23 protein-coding genes and 1 pseudogene are annotated in these 23228 nt (G+C 72.1%); 12 read left to right on the forward strand and 12 right to left on the reverse strand.

What is annotated here, in order from left to right:
* Positions 1 to 33: 33 nt before the first annotated feature.
* The 3 genes from C1703_RS09020 to C1703_RS09030 all read right to left on the reverse strand — a co-directional run bounded on the left by C1703_RS09020 (position 34) and on the right by C1703_RS09030 (position 3809).
* Positions 34 to 612 carry a TerD family protein gene (locus C1703_RS09020; RefSeq protein ID WP_114251411.1) on the reverse strand — a complete coding sequence of 193 codons (579 nt, stop codon included), beginning with the start codon at positions 610 to 612 and terminating at the stop codon, positions 34 to 36.
* A 139-nt stretch (positions 613 to 751) separates the two neighbouring features.
* Entirely contained in the window at positions 752 to 2896 is a 2145-nt protein-coding gene (uvrB, locus tag C1703_RS09025; protein WP_114251412.1) for an excinuclease ABC subunit UvrB, read from the reverse strand.
* 40 nt (positions 2897 to 2936) lie between these two features.
* On the reverse strand, positions 2937 to 3809 hold the full coding sequence (locus C1703_RS09030; RefSeq protein ID WP_114251413.1) for an MHYT domain-containing protein: 873 nt from the start codon (positions 3807 to 3809) through the stop codon (positions 2937 to 2939).
* 286 nt (positions 3810 to 4095) lie between these two features.
* Here C1703_RS09030 and C1703_RS09035 point away from each other — a divergent pair, with 286 nt between their 5' ends.
* The gene (locus tag C1703_RS09035; protein ID WP_114251414.1) at positions 4096 to 4968 is read left to right on the forward strand and encodes a glycerophosphodiester phosphodiesterase family protein; all 873 of its coding nucleotides are present in this window, start codon (positions 4096 to 4098) and stop codon (positions 4966 to 4968) included.
* A gap of 51 nt (positions 4969 to 5019) precedes the next feature.
* Complete coding sequence (locus C1703_RS09040) at positions 5020 to 5574, forward strand: methylated-DNA--[protein]-cysteine S-methyltransferase (protein ID WP_114251415.1); 555 nt, start codon at positions 5020 to 5022, stop codon at positions 5572 to 5574.
* A gap of 34 nt (positions 5575 to 5608) precedes the next feature.
* Here the strand turns inward: C1703_RS09040 and C1703_RS09045 are convergent, their stop codons facing one another.
* On the reverse strand, positions 5609 to 6037 hold the full coding sequence (locus tag C1703_RS09045; RefSeq protein ID WP_114251416.1) for a VOC family protein: 429 nt from the start codon (positions 6035 to 6037) through the stop codon (positions 5609 to 5611).
* 106 nt (positions 6038 to 6143) lie between these two features.
* On the opposite strand from C1703_RS09045, the gene C1703_RS09050 reads away from it, so the two are divergent.
* Both C1703_RS09050 and C1703_RS09055 read left to right on the forward strand, forming a co-directional pair.
* Positions 6144 to 7052, forward strand: coding sequence for a pseudouridine-5'-phosphate glycosidase (locus C1703_RS09050; protein ID WP_198678121.1), 909 nt, complete (start codon positions 6144 to 6146; stop codon positions 7050 to 7052).
* Positions 7053 to 7437: 385 nt separating this feature from the next.
* Positions 7438 to 8343 (forward strand): sugar kinase, encoded by a 906-nt coding sequence (locus C1703_RS09055; RefSeq protein ID WP_114251417.1) that lies wholly within the window; start codon positions 7438 to 7440, stop codon positions 8341 to 8343.
* A gap of 33 nt (positions 8344 to 8376) precedes the next feature.
* On the opposite strand, the gene C1703_RS09060 is transcribed toward C1703_RS09055, so the two are convergent.
* A complete protein-coding gene (locus C1703_RS09060) occupies positions 8377 to 9180 on the reverse strand; it encodes a methyltransferase domain-containing protein (RefSeq protein ID WP_114251418.1) in 804 nt (267 codons plus the stop codon).
* A 261-nt stretch (positions 9181 to 9441) separates the two neighbouring features.
* Here C1703_RS09060 and C1703_RS09065 point away from each other — a divergent pair, with 261 nt between their 5' ends.
* The gene (locus C1703_RS09065; RefSeq protein ID WP_114251419.1) at positions 9442 to 10569 is read left to right on the forward strand and encodes a magnesium and cobalt transport protein CorA; all 1128 of its coding nucleotides are present in this window, start codon (positions 9442 to 9444) and stop codon (positions 10567 to 10569) included.
* A 37-nt stretch (positions 10570 to 10606) separates the two neighbouring features.
* On the opposite strand, the gene C1703_RS09070 is transcribed toward C1703_RS09065, so the two are convergent.
* Together C1703_RS09070 and C1703_RS09075 are read right to left on the reverse strand one after the other, a co-directional pair.
* Positions 10607 to 11032, reverse strand: coding sequence for a CBS domain-containing protein (locus C1703_RS09070; RefSeq protein ID WP_114251420.1), 426 nt, complete (start codon positions 11030 to 11032; stop codon positions 10607 to 10609).
* A 256-nt stretch (positions 11033 to 11288) separates the two neighbouring features.
* Positions 11289 to 11930: a uridine kinase gene (locus C1703_RS09075; RefSeq protein ID WP_198678122.1), complete on the reverse strand. Its 642-nt coding sequence runs from the start codon at positions 11928 to 11930 to the stop codon at positions 11289 to 11291.
* A 93-nt stretch (positions 11931 to 12023) separates the two neighbouring features.
* On the opposite strand from C1703_RS09075, the gene C1703_RS09080 reads away from it, so the two are divergent.
* From C1703_RS09080 to C1703_RS09090, 3 genes are all read left to right on the forward strand, one after another.
* Entirely contained in the window at positions 12024 to 12722 is a 699-nt protein-coding gene (locus C1703_RS09080; protein WP_114251421.1) for a DUF2293 domain-containing protein, read from the forward strand.
* Between the two features lie 164 nt (positions 12723 to 12886).
* Entirely contained in the window at positions 12887 to 13366 is a 480-nt protein-coding gene (locus C1703_RS09085; protein WP_114251422.1) for an anthrone oxygenase family protein, read from the forward strand.
* 206 nt (positions 13367 to 13572) lie between these two features.
* Positions 13573 to 15063, forward strand: a complete 1491-nt coding sequence (locus tag C1703_RS09090) for a glutamate synthase subunit beta (protein WP_114251423.1) — start codon at positions 13573 to 13575, stop codon at positions 15061 to 15063.
* 49 nt (positions 15064 to 15112) lie between these two features.
* On the opposite strand, the gene C1703_RS09095 is transcribed toward C1703_RS09090, so the two are convergent.
* A complete protein-coding gene (locus tag C1703_RS09095) occupies positions 15113 to 15598 on the reverse strand; it encodes a carboxymuconolactone decarboxylase family protein (RefSeq protein WP_114251424.1) in 486 nt (161 codons plus the stop codon).
* A gap of 47 nt (positions 15599 to 15645) precedes the next feature.
* On the opposite strand from C1703_RS09095, the gene C1703_RS09100 reads away from it, so the two are divergent.
* Positions 15646 to 17058: a PLP-dependent aminotransferase family protein gene (locus C1703_RS09100; RefSeq protein ID WP_114251425.1), complete on the forward strand. Its 1413-nt coding sequence runs from the start codon at positions 15646 to 15648 to the stop codon at positions 17056 to 17058.
* A 23-nt stretch (positions 17059 to 17081) separates the two neighbouring features.
* Here the strand turns inward: C1703_RS09100 and C1703_RS09105 are convergent, their stop codons facing one another.
* The 3 genes from C1703_RS09105 to C1703_RS09115 form a co-directional block, all read right to left on the reverse strand.
* Positions 17082 to 17894 (reverse strand): SAM-dependent methyltransferase, encoded by an 813-nt coding sequence (locus C1703_RS09105; protein WP_114251426.1) that lies wholly within the window; start codon positions 17892 to 17894, stop codon positions 17082 to 17084.
* 88 nt (positions 17895 to 17982) lie between these two features.
* The gene (locus tag C1703_RS09110) at positions 17983 to 18237 is read right to left on the reverse strand and encodes a DUF397 domain-containing protein (RefSeq protein WP_030246665.1); all 255 of its coding nucleotides are present in this window, start codon (positions 18235 to 18237) and stop codon (positions 17983 to 17985) included.
* A complete protein-coding gene (locus C1703_RS09115; protein ID WP_114251427.1) occupies positions 18238 to 19098 on the reverse strand; it encodes a helix-turn-helix transcriptional regulator in 861 nt (286 codons plus the stop codon).
* A gap of 243 nt (positions 19099 to 19341) precedes the next feature.
* Between C1703_RS09115 and C1703_RS09120 the strand changes: the two are divergent.
* The 3 genes and pseudogenes from C1703_RS09120 to C1703_RS09135 form a co-directional block, all read left to right on the forward strand.
* Positions 19342 to 19911 (forward strand): annotated as a pseudogene (locus C1703_RS09120) (ATP-binding protein); the annotation flags it as partial.
* Positions 19912 to 20267: 356 nt separating this feature from the next.
* Positions 20268 to 20702 carry a hypothetical protein gene (locus C1703_RS09130; protein WP_114251428.1) on the forward strand — a complete coding sequence of 145 codons (435 nt, stop codon included), beginning with the start codon at positions 20268 to 20270 and terminating at the stop codon, positions 20700 to 20702.
* Positions 20703 to 20912: 210 nt separating this feature from the next.
* On the forward strand, positions 20913 to 22910 hold the full coding sequence (locus C1703_RS09135) for an ABC transporter ATP-binding protein (protein WP_114251429.1): 1998 nt from the start codon (positions 20913 to 20915) through the stop codon (positions 22908 to 22910).
* Between the two features lie 9 nt (positions 22911 to 22919).
* On the opposite strand, the gene C1703_RS09140 is transcribed toward C1703_RS09135, so the two are convergent.
* On the reverse strand, positions 22920 to 23102 hold the full coding sequence (locus C1703_RS09140) for a hypothetical protein (protein ID WP_003989511.1): 183 nt from the start codon (positions 23100 to 23102) through the stop codon (positions 22920 to 22922).
* Positions 23103 to 23228 lie beyond the last annotated feature (126 nt).

Raw genomic sequence — 23228 nt, forward strand, 5'->3', positions numbered from 1 at the left:
CGCCGGCCCCTGCGGTCCGACTCCCGCCCTTTGTCAGAGCAGCGGCAGGATGGACGGCATCAGGTCCTGGAACGTACGGCCGTTAGCCGGGTTGCCGAGGGCCGTCATCGTCCAGCCCGAGCCCGAGCGGTGCACCTTCGCCATGATCTGGGCCGTGTACTGGCCGCCGCCGGCGAGCGTGTAGCGGGCGAGCTCCTGCCCGTTGGTCTCGTCGACCAGGCGGCAGAACGCGTTCTGCACCTCCTGGAACGTCTGGCCCGTGAAGGAGTTGACGGTGAAGACGATCTGATCGATGTGGACCGGGAGGCGCGCGAGGTCGACGAGGATCGCCTCGTCGTCGCCGCCCTGGCCGACACCGCCGACGAGGTTGTCGCCGGTGTGGCGCACCGAGCCGTCGTCGCTCACCAGGTGGCGGAAGAAGACGACGTCGACCGGCTGCTTGTCCGCGAACAGGACGGCGGAGGCGTCGAGGTCGATCTCTCGCGTGCGCGAGCCGAACAGGCCGCGCCGGGGAGCCGCCTGCCAGCCGAGACCCATGCGCACCGCGGTCAGGCTGCCGCCGTCGTTCTTCTGCAGACTGATGGCCTGACCCTTGGTCATGTTGACGGTCACGCGCTGATTCCCCTCTCGAACGTCCCCTGTTGCCGCGCAGTCGCGGTTGACCTGAACACTACGCAGGGGCACTGACAGCGACGTAGACCGCTCCGCACTTTGTGTCGGTCTTGCAACACTGCGCGTACGCGGTCCGCTGTCAGGCCAGTCCCGCCTCCTTCATCTGGCGCAGTTCCTTCTTCATCTCGGAGACCTCGTCGCGCAGTCGGGCCGCGATCTCGAACTGGAGGTCCGCGGCGGCGGCCCGCATGCGCGTGGTGAGTTCCTCGATCTGCTCGGCGAGTTCGGCCGCGGGGCGGTCGGTCGGCACCGTCTCCTTGGCCTTGCCCCTGCCCTTGGCGGGCTTGGCCATCTCGGCCGCCTTGCCGAGGGAGGGCACGGGTGCCTTGGTGCCGCCGCCGTCCTTCCTGGACTTGCGGTAGCCCGAGCCGAGCAGCTCCTCGGTGTCGATGTCCTCGCGGGCGATCTGGGCGACGATGTCGTTGATCTTCTTGCGGAGGGGCTGGGGGTCGATGCCCTTCTCCTTGTTGTACGCGATCTGCTTCTCCCGGCGGCGGTTGGTCTCGTCGATGGCCTTCGCCATGGCCGGGGTGATCTTGTCGGCGTACATGTGGACCTGGCCGGATACGTTGCGCGCGGCGCGGCCGATGGTCTGGATCAGGGAGGTGCCGGAGCGCAGGAAGCCCTCCTTGTCGGCATCCAGGATCGCCACCAGGGACACCTCGGGCAGGTCGAGGCCCTCCCGCAGCAGGTTGATGCCGACGAGCACGTCGTACTCGCCGGAGCGCAGCTCACGCAGGAGTTCGACGCGGCGCAGGGTGTCGACGTCGCTGTGCAGATAGCGCACCTGGATGCCCAGCTCCAGGAAGTAGTCCGTGAGGTCCTCGGCCATCTTCTTCGTGAGTGTGGTGACCAGGACTCGCTCGTCCTTCTCCGTGCGCTGCCGGATCTCGTGCACCAGGTCGTCGATCTGGCCCTCGGTGGGCTTGACGACCACTTCCGGGTCGACGAGGCCGGTGGGGCGGATGATCTGCTCGACGACGCCGTCGGAGCGGGAGAGCTCGTAGTTCCCCGGGGTGGCGGACAGGTAGACCGTCTGGCCGATGCGCTCCTGGAACTCCTCCCACTTCAGCGGGCGGTTGTCCAGGGCGGAGGGCAGCCGGAAGCCGTGGTCGACGAGGGTGCGCTTGCGGGAGGCGTCGCCCTCGTACATGGCGCCGATCTGCGGGACGGTGACGTGCGACTCGTCGATGACGAGCAGGAAGTCGTCCGGGAAGTAGTCCAGCAGGGTGTTGGGCGGGGAGCCGGGCGAGCGGCCGTCGAAGTGCATCGAGTAGTTCTCCACGCCGGAGCAGCTGCCGATCTGGCGGAGCATCTCGATGTCGTACGTGGTGCGCATCCGCAGGCGCTGGGCCTCCAGCAGCTTGCCCTGCTTCTCCAGTTCCGCGAGGCGCTCGGCCAGCTCCTTCTCGATGTCGTTGACGGCCCGCTCCAGGCGCTCGGGGCCGGCGACGTAGTGGGAGGCCGGGAAGACGTAGAGCTGCTGGTCGTCGCTGATGATCTCGCCGGTGAGCGGGTGCAGGGTGGAGAGCGCCTCGATCTCGTCGCCGAACATCTCGATGCGGACGGCGAGCTCCTCGTAGACCGGGAAGATCTCGATGGTGTCGCCGCGGACGCGGAAGGTGCCGCGGGTGAACGCCATGTCGTTGCGCGTGTACTGGATGTCGACGAAGCGGCGCAGCAGCTCGTCGCGGTCGATCTCCTCGCCGACCCGGAGGGGGACCATGCGGTCCACGTACTCCTGCGGGGTGCCGAGGCCGTAGATGCAGGAGACCGAGGCGACCACGACGACGTCGCGGCGGGTGAGCAGCGAGTTCGTCGCGGAGTGGCGCAGGCGCTCGACCTCCTCGTTGATCGAGGAGTCCTTCTCGATGTAGGTGTCCGACTGCGGGACGTAGGCCTCGGGCTGGTAGTAGTCGTAGTACGAGACGAAGTACTCGACTGCGTTGTTCGGCAGCAGTTCGCGGAACTCGTTCGCCAGCTGGGCGGCCAGGGTCTTGTTCGGCGCCATCACGAGCGTGGGGCGCTGGAGCTTCTCGATCATCCACGCCGTGGTGGCGGACTTGCCGGTGCCGGTCGCTCCGAGCAGGACGACGTCCTTCTCGCCTGCCTGGATGCGCCGGGCGAGGTCGGCGATGGCCGTCGGCTGGTCGCCGTTCGGCTGGTAGGGGCTGACGACCTCGAAGGGCGCCACCGTGCGTTCGATCTGGGAAACGGGCCGCATGGAATCCACCGTACGACCCCGCACTGACAACGCGCTCCGATCAGCGGTTCTGCGGGGTGCGGGACCCTCGGTGCTCCACGGGGCGGCGGGGGCGGAACCGCAGGCGGTGCTCGGGGTACTGGACGGCGGTGTGCGTGTGGGCGGGGATGCCGGGCCGCTGCTCGACGGGGGTGCCGGTGGGCTTCCCCATGACCATCAGCGGGTCGAACATCACCACGACGCCCGCGAGCAGCAGGAAGGCGAGCGGACCGACCAGCATGGGTGCGAGCAGGGCCGCGGGAGACTCTCCCGTGGCGGGTTCGGCCGCGCCGTGGAGGTGGACGCTGAGGGCGGCCATCCCGGTGTAGTGCATGCCGCTGACGGCGAGTCCCATGACGAGGCTGGCGCCCACGCTCCACAGGAGTCCCCTGACCTGGCCGGCCGCCCACAGGGCGGCGGTGGCGGCGCCCATGGCGATCACGACGGAGACACCGACGGTGAAGGTGTTGTACTCCAGCTTCCCGTCCAGGCGCATGCTGGCCATGCCGAGGTAGTGCATCGACGCGATGCCCAGGCCGGTGATCGTGCCCCCGGTGAACAGGGCCGTTCCGCGGGCTCCCCGGTAGCCGACGATGAAGATCCCGATGCCCACCATCACGATCGCGACGGCCAGGCTCGCGAAGGTCATCGACTTGTCGTAGTGGATCGGGGTCCCGTGCACCGTGAAGCCCATCATCGCGATGAAGTGCATGGTCCATATGCCGGAGCCGATGGCGGCCGAGCCGAGGGCGAGCCAGCCGGGGCGCCAGGACTGGGCGACGAGCATGGACCTGGTGGTGCAGCGCAGGCCCAGGGCCCCGCCCAGGCAGGCCATGAGGTAGGCCACCAGGGGTGTGACCAGGCCGTAGCTGAATCCGTCGACCGTGCCCTGCATGCGCGGCTGCCCTTCCCGCCCTTTGCGTCCCGGAATTCCTGATGTGCGCCCCCTCCCAGGACCGCACGAGCGGTCAGGGTTGACGCAGAGAGTATGACCCCCACCGGAATGGTCGAACGACTTTCCGGCAAAGAAACACGGCCTTGCCGCAGTTGTGCGGCACCAGTGAGCGGAGTTGGGTCACCTCCGTTCAACGTGTGGCCATCCTGTACCCCTCTCGCGTTGACCCTCTGCTGTCACAGTGGTGCTGTCTGTGACGTTTGATCGCTCGACGCGAGGAGTACGCATGCACGCGCGCGCTGTTGCCGCCTCGACCACCGCACTCCTGGGGACCGCCGCCCTCCTGTTCCCCGTCTCCCCCGCGCGGGCGGCCGGCGGCGGTGCGTCGCCGCTGGTCATCGCGCACCGGGGCGCCTCCGCGTACGCACCCGAGAACACGCTGGCCGCCGTGGACAAGGCGGCGGAGCTGGGCATCCGCTGGGTGGAGAACGACGTCCAGCGGACCAGAGACGGCGAGCTGGTCGTCGTCCACGACGACAACCTGCGGCGCACCACCGACGTCGAGGAGGTCTTCCCCGACCGGGCTCCCTGGAAGGTGAGGGACTTCACCGCCGCCGAGATCGCCCGTCTCGACGCGGGCAGCTGGTTCGGACCGGCGTACGCGGGCGCGCGCGTGCCGACCCTGGAGCAGTTCGTGCACCGCGTCGAGCACCATCACCAGAAGCTTCTCCTGGAGATCAAGAACCCGGAGCTGTACCCGGGCATCGAGCGGCAGACGCTGAAGGTCCTCAGCAACGAGGGCTGGCTCGACCGGCCCCATCTGGCGGGCCGGCTGATCGTGCAGAGCTTCAGCGCGGACAGCGTGCGGACGGTGCACGAGCTGAAGCCCGGTGTGAAGACCGGGTTCCTGGGGACGCCGCCCGTGTCGGACCTGCTGGACTACGCCGGCTTCGCCGACCAGATCAACCCCTCGCACCGCTCGCTCTCCCCCGCCTACGTGGCGTCGGTGCAGGCGTTCGACGGGCCGCACGGCAGGCCGATGGAGGTCTTCACCTGGACGGTCGACGACGCGGCGACGGCCCAGCGGGTCGCCGGGTACGGCGTCGACGGGATCATCACGAACAAGCCGGACGTGGTGCGCAAGGCCGTGCGCGGGTGATCCGTCGTCCGTCGGGACGGCGTTGTCAGTGGCGGGTCGTACGGTGGGCGCATGGAGAGTCAGGAGCGGGTGGAGCCGCGGGTCGTGTGGGCGGTCGTGGAGAGCGCGATCGGGCCGTTGCTGCTGGCCGCGGGCCGGGACGGCCTGGTCAACGTCGTGTTCCACGCCACGGACGAGGTGCGGGACCGGGCGGTCGAGCGGCTGGCGTCGCGGCTCGGCACCGAGCCCGTCGAGGCACCCGGCTCCCCGCTGCTGGCGGAGGCGATACGGCAGTTCGAGGCGTACTTCGCGGGTGAGCGCCGCGACTTCGACCTCCCGCTCGACTGGTCGCTGATCTCGGGCTTCAACCGGGAGGTCCTGCGCGAGCTCGCCTCGGGCGTGCCGTACGGCACGGTCGTCGGGTACGGCGATCTGGCCGGGCGGGTCGGCCAGCCCGGCGCCGCCCAGGCCGTGGGCATGGCCATGGGCGCCAATCCGCTGCCGGTGGTGGTGCCCTGTCACCGGGTCGTCGAGAGCGGCGGCGGCATCGGCGGCTTCGGGGGCGGGCTGGAGACCAAGCGGAAGCTGCTCGCCCTGGAAGGGGTGCTGCCCGAGCCCCTGTTCTGAGGCACGGACCCGGTCGGTCGTGGTGCCGCGCCTCTCAGTCGTAGTGCCGCGCCTCGAAGACGTTGCCGTCCGGGTCGCGGAAGTAGAAGCTGCGCGTGGCCTTGCCCCGGGCTCCGAAGGAGTCGTACGAGAGGTCCGACACCGGTACGGAGCGCTCCTCCAGGCGGCCGAGGAGGGCGTCGAAGTCGCCGCGGGGCAGCGACAGGCAGACGTGGTTGACGGGGTGGCCCGCGCTGTCGGCGGCGCCGGGGAGCATCGTCATGCGTGCCGCGAAGGTCAGCGGCATGAGGTCGAGGATGGTCGCGTCGTTGACGCGGACGGAGGGGAACGGCACCTCCCCGGCGGCGAACTCGGAGAGCCTGAGCGCCTCCAGGCCGACGGCCTTCTCGTAGAAGTCGGCGGCGGCGAGCGGGTCGCGCACCCAGAGGACGACATGGTCGAGACGTGGTGTGTGATCCGTCATGCACCCCAGGCTCGTGAGGTCTGCGACAGCCCGCAAGGGTTTGGCCCGGCGCGCCGCCCGCCAGAGATGAGGAAGACCGACTGACCGACTGACAGGAGGCGGGCGCGTGGTGCTGGTGGTGTCCGAAGAAGTGCGGGAGGCGATCGACGCGCGCCGGCCCGTGGTGGCCCTGGAGTCCACGATCATCGCCCATGGGCTGCCCCGGCCCCGCAACCTCCAGGTGGCGCTGGAGCTGGAGACGGCCGTGCGGCGGGAGGGCGCGGTGCCCGCGACCATCGCCGTCCTGGACGGGCGGCCCCATGTCGGGCTGGACAAGGAGCAGCTGGAGCGGGTCGCGAACGAGGACGGGATCCGCAAGCTGGGCCATCGCGATCTGCCGCTCGCGGTGGCGTCCGGGGCGAGCGGGGCGACCACGGTGTCGGCGACGGCGCTGCTGGCCGCGCTGGCGGGCGTACGGGTGTTCGCGACGGGTGGGCTCGGCGGGGTGCACCGGGAGTGGACGGTGACGCAGGACGAGTCGGCCGACCTGGGGCTGCTGGCGCGGACGCGGATCACGGTGGTGTGTGCCGGGGTGAAGTCGATCCTGGACGTGCCGGCGACCTTGCAGCGGCTGGAGACTCTGGGTGTCGCGGTGGCCGGTTACGGCACCGACCGGTTCCCGGGCTTCTATCTGTCGGACTCGGGACACCCGGTGGACTGGACGCTGCGGACGCCGGAGCAGGTGGCGGACGTCATGCGGGCCCAGGACGCGCTCGACGGGCCCGAGTCGGCGCTGATCGTCGCCAACCCCGTCCCCGAGGAGGAGCAGCTCGATCCGGAGCTGCACGCGCGCGTGCTCGCGGACGCGCTGCACGCGTGCGAGGGGGAGGGGGTCACCGGCCAGGCGGTCACCCCGTTCCTCCTCGACTATCTGGTCCGGCACACCGACGGCGCCTCCCTGAGCGCCAACCTGGCGGCGGTCCGCGGAAACGTGCGCCTGGCGGCGCGGATCGCGGCGGCCTGGGCTCGGGGATGAACGGGGCCGGGGTCGGCGACGGGGGGCGCTGGTCCGAGGGCAGCGGAGGCTCGGCGGGCGGTGGCGGAGGCTCGACGGCCGGAGCTTCGCCGGGAGAGGCCGGAACCCGGCCGGAAGAGGCCAGAACCCGGCCGGAAGAGGCCGGAACCCGGCCGGAAGAGGCCGGAACCCGGCCGGAAGAGGCCAGAACGCGGCCGGAAGAGGCCGGAACCCGGCCGAAGAGGCCAGAACGCGGCCGGAAGAGGCCGGAACCCGGCCGGAAGAGGCCAGAACGCGGCCGGGAGGGGCCGCAGCAGGATCGGCCGCGGCCTCAGCGGGGTCGGCCGAGGCCACAGCACGGTCGGCCGAGGCCACAGCAGGGTCGGCGGGGCGTGGGGTGGATTCCGTGACAGACCGCGCGTTGCTCGTCGTCGGGGACGTCGTCACCGATGTCGTCGCCCGTCACCGCGGGCCGCTCGCGGTCGGCACGGACACGGCTGCCTCCATCCGCACGGTGCCGGGCGGGGCGGGCGCCAACGTGGCGTGCTGGGCCGCGCACGAGGGCGCTGCGGAGGTGCGGCTGCTCGGGCGTGTGGGGGCGGAGGCCGCCGCCTGGCACGAGCGTGAGCTGATGGCCCAGGGCGTCAGTCCCCGGCTCGTCGTCGACCCGCAGGTGCCGACCGGGACGGTGATCTGCCTGGTGGACGGGGGTGCTTCGGCGGAGCGGACGTTCCTCACCGACAGCGGCGCGTCGCTGCGGCTCGAACCGGCCGACTGGTCGGACGCGCTGCTCGACGGAGTCGCCCGGCTTCATCTCTCGGGCTACCTGCTGTTCTCCGAACCGGGTCGCGCCCTGGTGACGGTGGCCCTGAACGCCGCACGCGCGCGTGGAGTGCCGGTGAGTCTGGACCCGGCGTCGGCCGGCTTCCTCGGGGCGCTCGGCGTCGAGCGGTTCCTGGCGCTCGTCGAGGACGTGGACGTACTGCTGCCCAGCCGCGACGAGGCGTGCCTGCTGACAGGGCTGACCGACGCGGCCGCGGCGGCTGCCGAACTGAGTCTGCGCATCCCGCTGGTCGTCGCCAAGCAGGGCCACGAGGGAGCGCTCGTGGCCCGCTCGGGGCGGGTGTGCGCCCGCGTCCCCGCCGTACCGGCCACGGCACGGGACACCACGGGTGCCGGTGATGCCTTCACGGGCGCGTTCCTCGCCGCGCTCCTCACGGGGGCGGAGCCGGAGGAGGCGGCGCGGGAGGGCTGCCGGGCGGGAGCGCTGGCGGTGGAGCGGGTGGGCGGCAGACCGCCCGTGCCGGGCTGACGGTGCGTACCCGACCGACCGACGCGGCCCGGCTCACGGCGCCTCCGACTGCTTGCGCCCCCACGCCGAGATCATCGGTGCCGTCGTCAGATCAAGCGCTCCGGACGTGACGTTCGCCAGATGCCGGTCGATCTCCTGGTCCGTGGCGAGGCCCGCGGTCACCAGCTGGTCGCGGATCTGGCGGATGGTGACGGACTCCAGGGCCGCGCAGGCCGGCGAGACGAGGGGGAAGTAGGCGTCCGCGTGGACCCGGGTCAGACCGGCCTCCCGGAGCAGGCGCGGGAGGGTGCGGCCGCAGGGGAGTTCGGTCCCGCGGTCGGCGAGCAGCTTGCGGAAGCCCTGCCGCAGCCGGTTCGCGAGCTGCTGCTCGGGCCCGTACTCGTCGGGGCAGAGCAGGGGCTGGAGGCCGGGGTCGGCGTCCTCGACGAGGAGCCGACCGCCGGGGCGCAGGGCCCTGACCATGGACCGCAAGGCCTGCTCCCGGTCGGTGACGTGGACGAGGGCGAGGCGGGCGTGCACCAGGTCGAAGCCCTCCCCCGGCGGGTCCTGCGCGCCGAGGTCGTGGACGCGCACCTCGACGGGCGGCCGGGCGGCCGGGGCGAGCCGTGCGGTGTCGGTGTCGGTCGCGACGACGCGTCCGGTCGGTCCCACCTTCTTCGCCAGCCAGGACACCACGGAGGTACCGGCACCGACCTCCCAGCACCGCCAGCCGGACCCGATGCCGAGCGCTTCGAGATGCCGGAACGTCGTGGGGTCGAAGAGCGCGGCGAAGGCGCTGAAGTGTTCTGCCGCCTCGGGCCGCCGGTTGTCGAGGAGGTACCCATCGGTTCGCGTCATGCCGCGATCATCCCAGTTGCCCCACTTGTCGGTAATGGTCGACGCACCGGTATGAAGAACCGCGTCAACGCTCCGGCGCCGAGAACCGCTCCGCGGCCCGCACACGTCGGTGTATCGGGGTGGCGGCGCGGCGTTGTCCACAGCCGGGAACCAAGCGGAACGAGCCGTTTCCACAGGCTTACCCGCAGCTCACGTCGGCCTGGCAGACTGACGCGCCAAGGCGCAGGAACGGCGCGAGGAGTTCCACGCAAGGAGATGCGGATGTCCATGGCAGGGAATCTGCGGAAGGTCACGAGCCTCGGCGGGGTCGGCGGCCTCCGCAGGGTGGCCCGGCTGGCCCGGCGACGCCCGCGCGTCGACCTGAGCCACCCGGCCCGGTCCCCGCTGGGCTCCTCGGTGGTGAACTGCGTGACGTACCGGGACGGTGTCCGCATCCCCGCGCGCGGCGATCTGGTGGACGTCGTGGAGCGGGTGCGCAAGCACCGGGAGGGCTTCGTCTGGCTCGGTCTGCACGAGCCGACGGACCAGGAGTTCGCGGGCATCGCCGAGCTCTTCGACCTCCACCCCCTGGCGGTGGAGGACGCCGTCGAGGCCCACCAGCGCCCCAAGCTGGAGCGCTACGGCGAGACGCTCTTCGCGGTGTTCAAGACGGTCTGCTACGTGGAGCACGAGGAGCTCACGGCCACCAGCGAGGTGGTGAACACCGGCGAGATCATGGTGTTCGTCGGCCACGACTTCGCGATCACGGTGCGGCACGGCCGGCACGGCTCGCTGGGTCCGCTGCGCGAGGAGCTGGAGTCCGACCCGCAGCAGCTCGCCAAGGGCCCGTCCGCGGTGCTGCACGCGATCGCGGACCATGTGGTCGACGACTATCTGAGCGTCACGGACGCGGTGCAGGAGGACATCGACCAGGTCGAGACGGACGTGTTCGCGGCGGACGGCGCGCGGGCGGACCCGGGGCGCATCTACCAGCTCAAGCGTGAACTGCTGGAGCTGAAGCGGGCGGTGGTGCCGCTCAGCCGGCCGCTGGAGGAGCTCGCCACCCGGCCGATCCGCGCGGTCGACCCCGAGATACAGGCGTACTTCCGCGATGTCTCGGACCACCTGCTGCGGGCGAAGGAGCAGATCGCCGCCTTCGACGAGCTGCTCAACTCCATCCTGCAGGCGCACCTCGCGCAGGTCACGGTCGCGCAGAACGAGGACATGCGGAAGATCACGGCGTGGGCCGCGATCATCGCCGTGCCGACGATGGTCTGCGGGGTGTACGGCATGAACTTCGACCACATGCCGGAGCTGCACTGGAGGTACGGCTACGGCATGGTCCTCGGCGTGATATCCGTCGCGTGCCTGGCGCTGTACCGGGCGTTCCGGCGCAGCGGGTGGCTCTGACAATGGGTGACCCGCGCGAGAGCCCTGTGGGGGTGACCTACGGAGTGGTTCTGGCGTAGACGCTCTCGGCCCAGGAGGCGATCTGGTCGTGCGCCAGGTGCCGGGCGAGGTCGGCTTCGCTGATCATGCCGACGAGGCGCTTGTCCTGGATGACGGGCAGCCGGCGGATCCGGTGTTCCTGCATCTCGCGGAGCACCTCGCTGACATCGGCGTCCGCGTCGATCCAGCGGGGGGTGCCCTTGGCCATCTCGCCCGCGGTGACGCTGGCGGGGTCGTGCCCCATGGCGACGCAGCCGACGACGATGTCGCGGTCGGTGAGGATGCCGCAGAGCCGCTCGTTCTCGTCGCTGATGGGCAGGGCGCCGACGTTCAGTTCGCGCATGAGCTGGGCGGCGCGGTCGAGGGTCTCGTGGGCGGGGATCCACTGGGCGCCGCGGTGCATGATGTCTCCGGCGGTGGTCATGGGGGTACCTCCCGGTGCCGGACGGCCGGCGCGGCGCCGGACGCACCGCGAGTCCCGGCGCCCTTCATTCCCGCCATTCTCGCCGTGCCGGCGGATGCCCGCACACGGGACGCCGTCCTAGCCGAGTGACGCGCAAGCGGCCCCGCGCCGACGCACCGCCCGCAGCCGCGCCACGCCCCGCGCGCCTCACCGTGGCTTCCCCGGCCGCCCGACCGGACAGTCGCTCGGCCGGACAGCCGCCGGACCGGAATGCCGCTCAGCCACCCCACGCGGGGTGGCGAGGATCGTCGGCCCGTACCAGGACGTCGGCCGTGCCCGCCGGGTCGGTCTCCTGCTCGTAGCGCTCGAAGGCCGGCAGGGTCCAGTGCTCGGCCTCGGGCGTGCGGCGGCGCAGGGCGCCCGGGGAGAGCAGGACGTGGACGCTCAGATCGAGGGGGAACCAGTGCCGAAGGAGGAAGGGTCCGTGCAGCAACAGGAAGCCGCCTGGCGGGAGTTGGACGTAGGGGCTGCGGGTCGCCCGGTCGGCGGCCGGGTCCCACAGGTCGGGCAGGACGCGGCCGTCGCCGTCGGCGTCGAGGGGGCCGAACACCTCGCGCCACAGGGCGCCGGTGTCGTACCAGCCGCTGTAGTAGGCCTCGACGTCCCGGTGGCCGTACTCCAGGCGCACGGAGGCGGGGCGCAGGAAGCCGTCCGTTCCCACCACGAGCGAGGAGCGGCCCCGCACGCGCAGCGCTTCCGAGACCCGCTGGGCGAGGTCGCCCGGGCGGGCTGCCGGAGCGCCGTCGAAGGCGACGCGCGGCCAGGGGCTGCCGTCGGCGGGCTCCAGGTCGAGCAGGCGCTCGGCGAGCAGGTCGCCGAGCCGGTCCCAGGTGATCGCTTCGAGTCGCACACGGCCCATGATGCGTCAGGCCGCTGCGGGGCGTCCCGGCGGCCGCCACCGTCTCCCGCGGCGCACGTGGTGCCCACTGTCGTCAGGGGGAATGAACCCCGTATGGCCCCTCGCGCAACGCTCCCGCCGCTCCCCGGACCGCTCGTCTTCCAGCCCCTGAAGCGGCGGCACTGCGCCGAGTGCCGGCGGGGGCCGCTGCCGCTGCTCGTCCTGGAGGACAGTGGCCCGCGCTGCCTCGACTGCGCCGACCTCGGACATCTGGTGTTCCTGCCGCGCGGCGACACGGCGCTGACGCGCAGGGCGCGGGAGGAGAGCACGCTGTCGGCGGTGGTCGTGCGGTTCAACCGGCGCAAGAGCCGTTACGAGCGGCAGGGCGTCCTGGTCGAGGAGGCGGCGCTCGCCAGGGCCGAGCAGCGGTGTCTCGCGGACGCGGAGGCGCGACGGCGGCGCCGGACGCGGGACGCGCGGCGGCGGGAGGCTCAGGACGAACTGTTCGCTCAGGCGTTCGCGAGGGAGATACGGCGGCTGTTCCCGGGGTGCCCGCCCGACCGGGCGCGGGCCATCGCCGCGCACGCCTCGGAGCGGGGCAGCGGCCGGGTCGGGCGCAGCGCGGCGGGGCGGGCGCTGACCGAGGGGGCGGTGACCTCGGCGGTGGTGGCGTCCGTACGGCATCTGGACACGCCGTACGACCGGCTGTTGATGAGCGGTGTGCCGCGGCACGAGGCGCGGCGGCGGATATCGGCGGCGGTGGAAACGGTGCTGAGGGGGTGGACCGAGGCGGGGCTCGGTTCCGCGGGGTGACATGAGGGGCGCCGGGCACGGCTGTTCGGTGGTCGCCCGGGCGCTGGACGCTGCCGTATGTCCCCGCGCCGCTCGGCGATGGTCGCTGTGTTCGTGCGGGATTTCACTTGTGGTGAGGCAGGGTGCCGGGCAGGATCCCGGCTCGACGGGCGGGAGAGGCTGACATGATCGACGGACCGTACCTCTGGCTGACGGTGCTGGGTGTGCTCGGGACCGGACTGGTGGCCGGGGTGTTCTGCGGCTTCTCGACCTTCGTCATGCGGGGCCTCGCCGAGCTGCCCCCCGCACAGGGGGTCGCCGCGATGAGGGCGATCAACGTGGCCGCGGTGACACCGCCCTTCATGGCCGTGTTCCTGGGCTCGGCCGTGCTGTGCGCGGTGATAGCCGTGGTGACGTTCGTACTGTGGCCGGAGGAGGGGACGGTGGAGCTGCTGGTGGGCAGCGCGCTGTACCTGTTCGGCTCGTTCGGGCTCACCATGGTCGCGAACGTGCCGCGCAACGACGCGCTGGCCAAGCTGGAGCCGGGCACGTCGGAGGCCGCCGCGTACTGGCCGGCGTACGTGCGCGAGTGGACGATGTGGAACCACGTCCGCACGGTCGCCTCGGCCGGGGCCGCCCTGGCGTACGTGCTGGCTCTCACCTGACGCCGCGCGACACGGCTGACACGCCTGACACGCCATACGGCTGAGGCCCGCGCCCCACACGACCGACACCCGCGCCACACGACCGACACCCGCGCCATACGGCGACAGGCACCGGCCCGGAGGCGGACGTATCGTGGCGAAAGGAGTGCCGCACGTGCCGCCCGACGACGCACGGCCTGTCACACGCGTACGCAAGGAAGACGGCCATGGCCGATCGCAAGGGTTTCATGACCACGCCCCGCCAGGACTGGCCGCGCAGGCCGGTCGAGGAACGGGTCCGGGACTGGAACGAGGTCTACGTCCCCGGGGCGCTGCTGCCGATCATCGGCAAGCAGGCCGATCGCTGCATGGACTGCGGCATCCCTTTCTGCCACGAAGCCTGTCCGCTGGGCAATCTGATCCCCGAGTGGAACGACCTGGTGTCGCGGGAGGACTGGCGGGCCGCCGCCGACCGGTTGCACGCCACGAACAACTTCCCGGAGTTCACGGGTCGCTTGTGCCCGGCGCCGTGCGAGGCGGGATGCGTGCTGGCGATCAACCAGCCGGCCGTCACGATCAAGAACGTCGAGTGCGCGATCGCCGACCGGGCGTGGGAGGAGGGCTTCGCGCCGCCGCGTCCGCCGGAGCGGCTGTCCGGCAAGACGGTCGCGGTGATCGGTTCGGGCCCCACCGGGCTGGCCGCGGCCCAGCAGCTGACCCGGGCCGGGCACACGGTCGCGGTGTACGAGCGGGACGACCGGCTCGGCGGGCTGATGCGGTACGGCATCCCCGCGTTCAAGATGGAGAAGCACCATCTGGAGCGGCGACTGGAACAGATGAGCGCCGAGGGGACCAAGTTCCGCACGTCGACGGCGGTCGGGCGGGACATCGGGGCCGACGAGCTGCGGACGCGCTACGACGCCGTGGTGATCGCGACCGGGGCGACGGCATGGCGTGACCTGCCTGTTCCGGGGCGTGAGTTGACGGGGATTCACCAGGCGATGGAGTACCTGCCGCTGGCCAACCGGGTCTGCGAGGGCGACCTGGAGTCGTCCCCGCTGTCGGCCGCCGGGAAGCACGTCGTCATCGTCGGCGGCGGCGACACCGGGGCGGACTGCCTGGGCACGGCCGTACGGGAGGGCGCCGCGTCCGTGACGCAGCTGGACATCTACGCGCTGCCGGGCGCCGAGCGCGACGAAAACGCCGAGCCCTGGCCGACGTATCCGGTGCGGCTCTACCGGCTGTCCGCCGCGCACGAGGAGGCGCGTGACCTGCGGACCGCGCCGGTGGCCGACGCGGACGCGCGGCTGTTCGCGGCGTCCACGCTGCGCTTCGAGGGCGACGCGGAGGGTCGGGTGCGGTCGCTGCACCTGGTCGAGGTGGACGCGCGGCGCCGCCCGGTGGACGGCACCGGGCGCACGCTCCCCGCCGACCTCGTGCTGCTCGCCCTCGGCTTCACCGGGCCCGACCCGCGAGACGGGCTCGTCGACCAACTGGGGCTGGAGCTGGACCCCCGCGGCACGATCGCGCGGGACGCCGCTTTCGCCACGAACGTGCCCGGCGTGTTCGCCGCGGGGGACGCCGCCCGGGGCCAGTCGCTCATCGTCTGGGCGATCGCCGAGGGGCGGGCGGTGGCGGCAGCAGTCGACCGTCATCTGACGGGCAGTTCGACGCTGCCGGCCCCGATCGGCCCCTACGACCGGCCCATGACGGTGTAGCCGCCGATCGGCCCCTACGGCCGGCCCATGGCCGTGCAGCAGACCCGGATCACCTCTCGTCCGTGCCCGCCACCTTCCCCGTGGACAGCGCCACCCGGTTCCACGTGTTGATCGTGAAGATCAGGGCGAGCACCTGGGCCAGTTCCCGCTCGTCGAACCGCGCGGCGGCCTCGGCGTAGACGTCGTCCGGGACACCGGCGTCGGCGACCAGCGTCACCGCCTCCGTGAGGGCGAGGGCCGCCTGCTCCCGCTCGGTGAAGAAGTGGCGGGCCTCGCGCCACACGGCGACCATGTGCAGCCGGTCCTCGCTCTCGCCGGCCTTGCGGGCGTCGTTGGTGTGCATGTGAAGGCAGTACGCGCAGTGGTTGAGGTGCGAGGCGCGGATCTGGATCAGTTCGACGAGGGCCGGGTCGAGGCCCTCCCGGGCGGCGGCGTCGAAGGCGATGAGGGCCCGGAAGGCCTTCGGGGCGGACTTGGCGAACTCCAGCCGGGGCGCCTTCACGGGGGTGGTGGTCGTGCTCGTGTTCGTCGTCATGCCGTTCAACCTACGGGCCGGAAAGACCCACTGTAGGGTGCATTTCCATGGCGGATTCCTGGGTCAATTCGGCGGAGGGGATCGGGGCCGACCTCCATCTGGAGCTGACCGGTCGGGGGGGTCGGCGCGCGGCGCTGATCCGGGCCCTGCGGGAGGCCGTGCGCAGCGGGCGGCTCGCTCCGGGCACGCGGCTGCCGCCGTACCGCTCGCTCGCCGCCGACCTCGGTGTGGCCCGCAACACGGTCGCCGACGCGTACGCCGAACTCGTCGCGGAGGGCTGGCTGACCGCCCGGCAGGGCTCGGGCACGCGGGTCGCGGAGCGGGCGGAACCGCTGCGGCCCGCCGCCCGCCTGCCCAAGAAGTCGCCTGCACGCGCGCGTGGCCCCCGGCACGACCTGACGCAGGGCACCCCGGACATCTCGGGGTTCCCGCGCGCCGCCTGGCTGGCCTCCTACCGCAGGGCGCTGCAGCAGGCGCCCAACGAGGTGTTCGGGCCGGGCGACCCTGCCGGCAGGGTGGAGCTGCGGGAGGCGCTCACGGAGTACCTGGCACGCGCGCGGGGCGTGCGGACCGAGCCCGGCAGGGTCGTGATCTGCTCCGGCTTCGCGCACGCGCTGCGGCTGCTGTTCGGCGGGGGTGTCCTGCGCGGGCCCCTCGCGGTGGAGGCGTACGGGCTCGGGTTCCACCGGGAGGTCCTGGCCGCCGCCGGTGTGCGGACCGTGCCGCTGCCCCTCGACGAACACGGCGCGCGGGTCGACCGGTTGGGGCGCGAGCGGGCCGTGCTGCTCACGCCGGCGCACCAGTTCCCGACGGGCGGCCCGCTGCACCCCGCGCGCCGGGCCGCCGTCATCGACTGGGCACGCGCGCGGGACGGGCTGGTCCTGGAGGACGACTACGACGGGGAGTTCCGCTACGACCGCAAGCCCGTCGGCGCCGTCCAGGGGCTCGACCCCGAGCGCGTGCTCCACATCGGCTCGGTCAGCAAGAGCCTGTCACCGGCGGTGCGGCTGGGCTGGATGGTGCTCCCGGAGCGGTACGTCGACGCCGTACGGGCCGTCAAGGGGGACCGGGAGGCGTGGGCGAGCGTCCTCGACCAACTGTGCCTGGCGGACTTCATCACGTCGGGGGCGTACGACCGGCACGTACGGCGGATGCGGCAGCGGTACCGGAGCCGCCGGGACCGGCTCGTCACGGCGCTCGCCGAGCACGCGCCGCACATCGAGGTCACCGGTGTCGCGGCCGGGCTGCACGCCGTGCTGCGGCTGCCGCCCGGCACCGAGGCGTCGGCGGTCAAGGCCGCCGCCTGGCAGGGCATCGCCCTCGACGGCCTCGCCGCGTTCCGGCACCCGGAGACGGACATGCCGGCTGGCGACGGTCTCGTCGTCGGGTACGCGACGCCCTCCGAGCACGCCTACGGGCCGGCCCTGGAGGCGCTGTGCGGTGCACTGCCGCCGCCCTGACCGGCCCGTCACACAACCCGGGGCTACGGCTTGCGGGCCACCGCCCCGTACCCCGGGACGACCCCGTCGTCCTGCCCGGGCACGGGCTCGCCCAGCTCCGGGTGCCAGCGGTGGGGCACCTCGACGCCGGGTTCGACGAGGTCGAGGCCGTCGAAGAAGCGGGTGAACTCCGCGCGGGAGCGCAGGGCCAGCGTGACGCCGGCGGCACGCAGCTTCTCGGTGGCCGCCTTCGACTCCTCCGGGGTGAAGTCGGCCGTCGCGTGGGTGATCACCAGGTAACTGCCGGAGGGCAGTTCGGCGAGCAGCCGGCCGACCAGGTCGTGCGCGCCGTCCTCGTCGGGGACGAAGTGCAGCAGCGCGATCAGCGACAGCGCGACGGGCCGGGTGAAGTCCAGGACCTTCCTCGCGCCCTCCAGGATGGCGTCCGGGTCGCGGACGTCGGCCTGGAGGTACTCGGTCGCCCCCTCGTCCGTGCCGCGCAGCAGGGCCGCCGCGTGGGCCAGCACGATGGGATCGTTGTCGCAGTAGACGACCCGGGCGTCGGGGGCGATCTCCTGGGCGACCTGGTGGAGGTTGGGCTCGGTCGGGATGCCCGTGCCGATGTCCAGGAACTGGCGTACGCCGCTGTGGGCCAGCCAGCGCGTGGCCCGGTGCATGAACGCGCGGTTGACGCGCGCCATCACCGGCACCCTGGGGTCGAGGCCGAGCATCTGGCGGCCCATCTCCTCGTCGACCGGGTAGTTGTCCTTCCCGCCGAGGTACCAGTCGTACATCCGCGCGGGATGGGGTCTGGTCGTGTCGATCCTGACGGCCGAGGTGGGGTCCTGCCCGGTCATGAGGCACTCCGTAAGACACAAAGGGTGGTCAATTCAGCACCACCGACAGGGAATCGATAGGAAGTCGAGCGAGAGAAACCGCACCACATCAGGACAGCAGGAAGTCCGCCTCCCCCGCCTTCGCCCCCTCGATGAAAGCCGTCATCTCGGCGGTGGTGTAGATCAGCGCCGGACCGTCCGGGTCGGTGGACTGACGGACCGCGATCCGGCCGTCGGCGAGCTTCATCGCCTCCAGGCAGTTGCCTCCGTTGCCGCCGCTCCACGGCTTGTGCCAGCCTTCGCTGCCCAAGTCGCGCGCGGGCATGCCGTTGTAGACGTGTTTGCGCGGCTTGATGCGATCCATTCACAGCTCCTTGCGGAGATCCCGGAGGATCTCCTTCGTGCGATGTGCCGTAGCGGCCTGCGCCGCCATGCGGTCCATGACCTCGAGGTGGGTCGCCACCTCGGCGCGCGCGTCGAGGTAGACCGCGCCGGTCAGGTACTCGCTGTAGACCATGTCCGGCAGTTCGGGCATGGCGAATCGGAACAGCACGAACGGCCCGTACGTGCCCGGGTGCGGCCCGCTCGCGAACGGGGCGACCTGCAGCGTGACGTTGGGCAGCTCCGAGGCCTCGAGCAGCCTGTCGATCTGGGCCCGCATCACCTCCGGCCCACCGACCGGCCGCCGCAGCGCGGTCTCGTCCATCACGACCCACAGCCGGGGCGCGTCCTCGCGGGTGAGCAGGTCCTGGCGCTGCATGCGCAGGGCGACATGGCGCTCGATGTCCTCGGGGCTGGTCTGGCCGATGGCGCCGGAGCGGAGCACTCCGCGCGCGTACTCCTCGGTCTGCAACAGGCCGGGCACGAAATGCGGTTCGTAGCTGCGGATGACGCCGGCCGCGCCCTCAAGGCTCACGTACATGGAGAACCAGCCGGGCAGGATGTCGTGGAAGCGCTGCCACCAGCCGGGTTTGTTCGCTTCCTCGGCCAGCTGGACGAAGGCGTCGGCCTCTTCGTCGCAGATTCCGTAGGCCTTCAGGAGCAGCTGCAGGTACGGGATTTTCAGCGCGACCTCGGCCATCTCCATACGGCGGACCGTGGCGGGGGCGACACGGAGGACGCGGGCGGCCTCCTCGCGCTTCATCCCGGCGCGTTCCCGCAGGTCCAGCAGGCGCCGGCCGAGGACGACCTGCCCGACAGTCGGCGCGGACCGCGGTTCGCTCACGCTCCACCTCCACCAAGAGTTCTGACGAGCCGGCCACAAAAGAACGCTGACAGCCCTGCGGCGCCATTCGAAGACCTTTTCGAAGTGCCGATCCGAACGCTTCTTTCGAACGAATCTTCGACGATCTCAACTGGCGCCGCGCGGGGTGCTGTTGCGAGCAGTGTGCCACGGCCTTCCAGACCGTCACACAGCACTCTGCAATTTTCAGAGTGACACTTGCCAAGTGTTCCCGGCGGGGCGATAGTGGCAAGCGTGATTCCGTCCCCGCCCTTAGGAACAGACGCCGCCGCAGGCCTTCCCGGCCTCGGCGCCGGAGACGGTCCCCTCGGGGCCGCCGCCGCGCGCCGGTTCCGTTTCGAGCTGGCCGCGCACCCGGGTTCCCCCGCACAGGCCAGACGGCTGACGCGGGCCCGGCTGACCGGCTGGTCGGTGTGCGAGGACACGTGCGACAGCGCGGCCCTGGTGGTGTCCGAGCTGGTCACCAACGCCATCGTGCACACGGCGAGCACGCAGATCGTGTGCGAGCTGCACGACGGTGACGACCTGGTGCGGATAGCCGTGCGCGACGAGGGCTGCGCCCCGGGCCAGCCGCACGCCGCCGCGCGGACACGGCCCGAGGAGGAGCACGGGAGGGGACTGCTTCTCGTCGACGCCCTCTGCCACGCCTGGGGGGCTCATGAACACGGCCCCGGACTGCTGGTCTGGGCCGAGCTGCCGCGCACGACGGAGGCTCCGCGCGATCCTGCCGGGCCCCGGGACGACCTGGGCTGGGGCACCCGCCCGAAGCCGGGCCCGTCCGACGACTCGGGCGACCGGAACCAGAACGGCGACCGGGATCAGAACGGGAACCAGGCCCAGAACAGCAACCGGGACCAGAGCGGGAACCTGGCCCAGAACAGCAACCGGGACCAGAGCGGGAACCAGGCCCAGAACAGCAACCGGGACCAGAGCGGGAACCAGGCCCAGAACAGCAACCGGGACCAGAGCGGGAACCTGGCCCGGAACGGCAACCTGGGCCAGAACAGCGACCTGGCCCGGAACAGCGACGTGGGCCAGAAGGGCAACCTGGGCCAGACCGGCAACGGCAACTGGAACCAGCACCGGGCGCGCGACGCCCGGGGCGCGTCGGGAGTCCCGGCCCAGCAGCGGCGCCGCGAGCGAGGCCCGGCATGAGGCCCGGCCCCGGTGGCCGCGTGCTGAACCTGGACACCCTGGTCCGCCTCCGGCGCGGGCTGCGCACGCCGGGCCCGTCCCTGCGCCTGCCGGTGCCCGAGGGCATGACCGCCCCGCTCGGCTGCGACGCGGTCGCCGTACCCGCCCGTTTCGGCCCGCTGGTCATGCCCCGGCTGCCCCGGGTCGGCTGCGTCTACGCCGACGGGACGACCTGGTGGTGGCTGGTGCCGTCGGACTCCGACCACGCCCTGGAGTGGCCGGCCCCCGCGCACTACGCCACCGGCGCCGTCGTCCCGGACGCCCCGGAGATCCCCGACCTGATCCACCGCCCGGACGGCACGCTTCCGTACACCCCGCCGATACCGCTCTACCTGGCCCTGTGCCGGGTGACCGGGACGTCCCCGGCCTGGTCACGGTCGGTCAGCGCGTAAGAACCGGGAACAACCGGCCGGCACCCGACACCCGAGCAGCAGCCCAGCACCAGCAGCGGCCGAACAACACCGCTCCCCCGCACCACCACTCCGCGCCACCCCGCGCCGTCCCGTGTGGCCTTCGGCCAGGTCGTGCGCCCGCGCGCATCCGGCGCCCCGGGCTGCGCCCTGCCCGGGCGGGCACCGCACCGCAATAGTGACCGTTCATCCATGAACGGGCCACGAGCGGGAGGTCGGTCGACGGTGGCGAAGAAGCGGACCGCGCCGGAGGTGTCCGAGTCGGAGCGGCTGCTCTTCGGCGGGCCGCTGCGCTACGACATGGGCTGGAACCAGCACGCCGACGCGTTCCTGGAGCTGAACTTCCGTGCCATGATCACGCGGCTGCCGTCCCTGCTGGCGTCCAGCCTCCGGCTCGCCCGGCAGGCCGACAAGGGCGCCGCGCGGGTCGTCCTGGCCGCCGAGGCGGGCCGGGGCGTGGCGCAGGCGGTGGCGCTGCTCGCGGTCAACAGCGTGCTGGCCCGGCTGATGGGCGACGGTGCCATCGAGGACCGGCTGCGCGGAGCCGTCCCCGCGCTGGTCACGGTGGCCGTCGTCATGCTGCTCGTGGCCCTGCTGCGGGCCGCCAGCACGTATGCCACCGGCCGGCTGGAGCCGAAGGTGGAGCGGGTCGCGACCGAGCAGTACCTGGAGCGGGCCGCGGCCGTGGAGCTGGCCGCGATCGAGGACCACGCCTTCCACAAGCTGCTGGACACCGCGCAGTACGGCGCCGCCTCCGCCCGCCGGATGATCGCGTACGGGACGCGTGTGATCAACGCGATGATCTCGCTGGTCGCGGCCGCCGGCGTGCTGACCGTGCTGCACCCTGCCCTGCTGCCGCTGCTGGTCACGATGACGCTGCCGAGCGCCTGGAGCGCGCTGACCGTCGCCCGGCGGCGCTACGAGTCCTTCCACGCCTGGGTGCAGCACGCCCGCGCCGGACGACTGCTCGGCAACCTGCTCATCGAGCCCGAGGCGGCCCCCGAGATCCGGGTGCACGGCGTGGGCTCCTTCCTGCTGCGGCACTTCCGCGCCATGTCGGAGACGGCGGAGGCCGAGCAGGCCCGCCTCGCCCGGCTCGCCGCCCGCACCGGTCTGATCGCGGCGGCGTGGACGGGTCTGGCGACGGTGGCGACGTACGCGACGCTCGGCGGGCTGCTGCTGGCGGGGGCGATGGCCCTGTCGGTGGCGGGTACGGCCGTGATCGCGATCCGGACCGGCTCGCAGAGCCTCGACACGCTCGTGGTGGAGGTCAACGCGCTGCACGAGGAGGCGCTCTTCGTCGGCGACCTGCACCGGCTGTACGCGGAGGCGGCGCAGCGGGCGATTCCCGAGGGCGGCCGGCCCCTGCCGGAGAACCCGCGGGAGATCCGGTTCGAGAACGTCACGTTCCGCTACCCGGGCGACTCGGCGCGTCCCGCCCTCGACGACGTGACCCTCACTCTCCCGCTGGGCCGGATCGTGGCGCTGGTCGGGGAGAACGGCTCGGGCAAGACGACCCTGGTCAAGCTGCTCGCCGGGCTCTACACCCCGGAGAAGGGGCGGATCCTGTGGGACGACGTGGACGCGGCGACCGCCGACCGGCACCTGCTGGCCGAGCGGATCGCGATGGTCGCGCAGGACTTCAAGCGGTGGCCCTTCACGGCCCGCGTGAACGTCGCCCTGGGGCGTACGTCGGCGCCCGTCTGCGAGGAGCGGCTGGCCGCGTCGATCGCCGAGGCCGGGGCGGAGACGGTGGTCGCCGACCTGCCGCGCGGCCTGGACACGCTGCTGGCCCGCAACTTCAGCGGCGGGCACGAGCTGTCGGGCGGCCAGTGGCAGCGCCTCGGCATCGCCCGGGCGGCCTACCGCAGGGGCCGCATCCTGATCGTGGACGAGCCGACGGCGGCCCTGGACGCCCGGGCCGAGCTGGAGGTCTTCGAGCGGATCCGCGCCCTGGCCGACAGCGGCCAGACGGTCGTGCTGATCACGCATCGGCTGGCGTCCGTGCGCCATGCGGACCTGGTGCACGTCCTGGACCAGGGCCGGCTCGTGGAGTCCGGGACGCCGGACGAGCTGCTCGCCACCGGCGGGCTCTACGCCGAGCTGTACGCGCTCCAGGCGGAGCAGTTCGCCCAGGCCCCCACGGCGGTCAGGCCGGTCCCGAAGGTACCGGCGCCGAAGGCGGGCTGAGCCGGCCGGTCACGCCGTGGCGTCGGCGCCGTCCCCGCTGCGCACGATCACCAGGAACATGTCCGTCGCGAGGTCCATGACGACCTCCGCAGGCAGGCCCTCCAGACGCCGCGCCTGCGCGAACTCCTCCGCCGGCCAGGAGCCACGCGGCCCACCGGCGGGAAAGCGCTCGAGCACCGTTCGCCCGTTCACCCTGCACCTCCCTGTAGCGCTGTACTCGTAGAGTTAAACGCCAACCATGGGGTGAACGGCTCGCGAAGTGACGGTTCTGAGACGTAGTTGACACGCGTTCACCGTCAAGTGTGAGCAAAGTCTCAG

Source organism: Streptomyces sp. Go-475 (assembly GCF_003330845.1).
Lineage (GTDB): Bacteria > Actinomycetota > Actinomycetes > Streptomycetales > Streptomycetaceae > Streptomyces.

Coding starts and splice junctions, on each gene's coding strand:
- C1703_RS09060 (WP_114251418.1), bottom strand. CDS start 9,180: ATGACGCGAACCGATGGGTACCTCCTCGACAACCGGCGGCCCGAGGCG.
- C1703_RS09105 (WP_114251426.1), bottom strand. CDS start 17,894: ATGACCGGGCAGGACCCCACCTCGGCCGTCAGGATCGACACGACCAGA.
- C1703_RS09035 (WP_114251414.1), top strand. CDS start 4,096: ATGCACGCGCGCGCTGTTGCCGCCTCGACCACCGCACTCCTGGGGACC.
- C1703_RS09100 (WP_114251425.1), top strand. CDS start 15,646: ATGGCGGATTCCTGGGTCAATTCGGCGGAGGGGATCGGGGCCGACCTC.
- C1703_RS09085 (WP_114251422.1), top strand. CDS start 12,887: ATGATCGACGGACCGTACCTCTGGCTGACGGTGCTGGGTGTGCTCGGG.
- C1703_RS09045 (WP_114251416.1), bottom strand. CDS start 6,037: ATGACGGATCACACACCACGTCTCGACCATGTCGTCCTCTGGGTGCGC.
- C1703_RS09110 (WP_030246665.1), bottom strand. CDS start 18,237: ATGGATCGCATCAAGCCGCGCAAACACGTCTACAACGGCATGCCCGCG.
- C1703_RS09030 (WP_114251413.1), bottom strand. CDS start 3,809: ATGCAGGGCACGGTCGACGGATTCAGCTACGGCCTGGTCACACCCCTG.
- C1703_RS09040 (WP_114251415.1), top strand. CDS start 5,020: ATGGAGAGTCAGGAGCGGGTGGAGCCGCGGGTCGTGTGGGCGGTCGTG.
- C1703_RS09070 (WP_114251420.1), bottom strand. CDS start 11,032: ATGACCACCGCCGGAGACATCATGCACCGCGGCGCCCAGTGGATCCCC.
- uvrB (WP_114251412.1), bottom strand. CDS start 2,896: ATGCGGCCCGTTTCCCAGATCGAACGCACGGTGGCGCCCTTCGAGGTC.
- C1703_RS09090 (WP_114251423.1), top strand. CDS start 13,573: ATGGCCGATCGCAAGGGTTTCATGACCACGCCCCGCCAGGACTGGCCG.
- C1703_RS09065 (WP_114251419.1), top strand. CDS start 9,442: ATGTCCATGGCAGGGAATCTGCGGAAGGTCACGAGCCTCGGCGGGGTC.
- C1703_RS09075 (WP_198678122.1), bottom strand. CDS start 11,930: ATGGGCCGTGTGCGACTCGAAGCGATCACCTGGGACCGGCTCGGCGAC.
- C1703_RS09135 (WP_114251429.1), top strand. CDS start 20,913: ATGAACGGGCCACGAGCGGGAGGTCGGTCGACGGTGGCGAAGAAGCGG.
- C1703_RS09080 (WP_114251421.1), top strand. CDS start 12,024: ATGGCCCCTCGCGCAACGCTCCCGCCGCTCCCCGGACCGCTCGTCTTC.
- C1703_RS09095 (WP_114251424.1), bottom strand. CDS start 15,598: ATGACGACGAACACGAGCACGACCACCACCCCCGTGAAGGCGCCCCGG.
- C1703_RS09130 (WP_114251428.1), top strand. CDS start 20,268: ATGAGGCCCGGCCCCGGTGGCCGCGTGCTGAACCTGGACACCCTGGTC.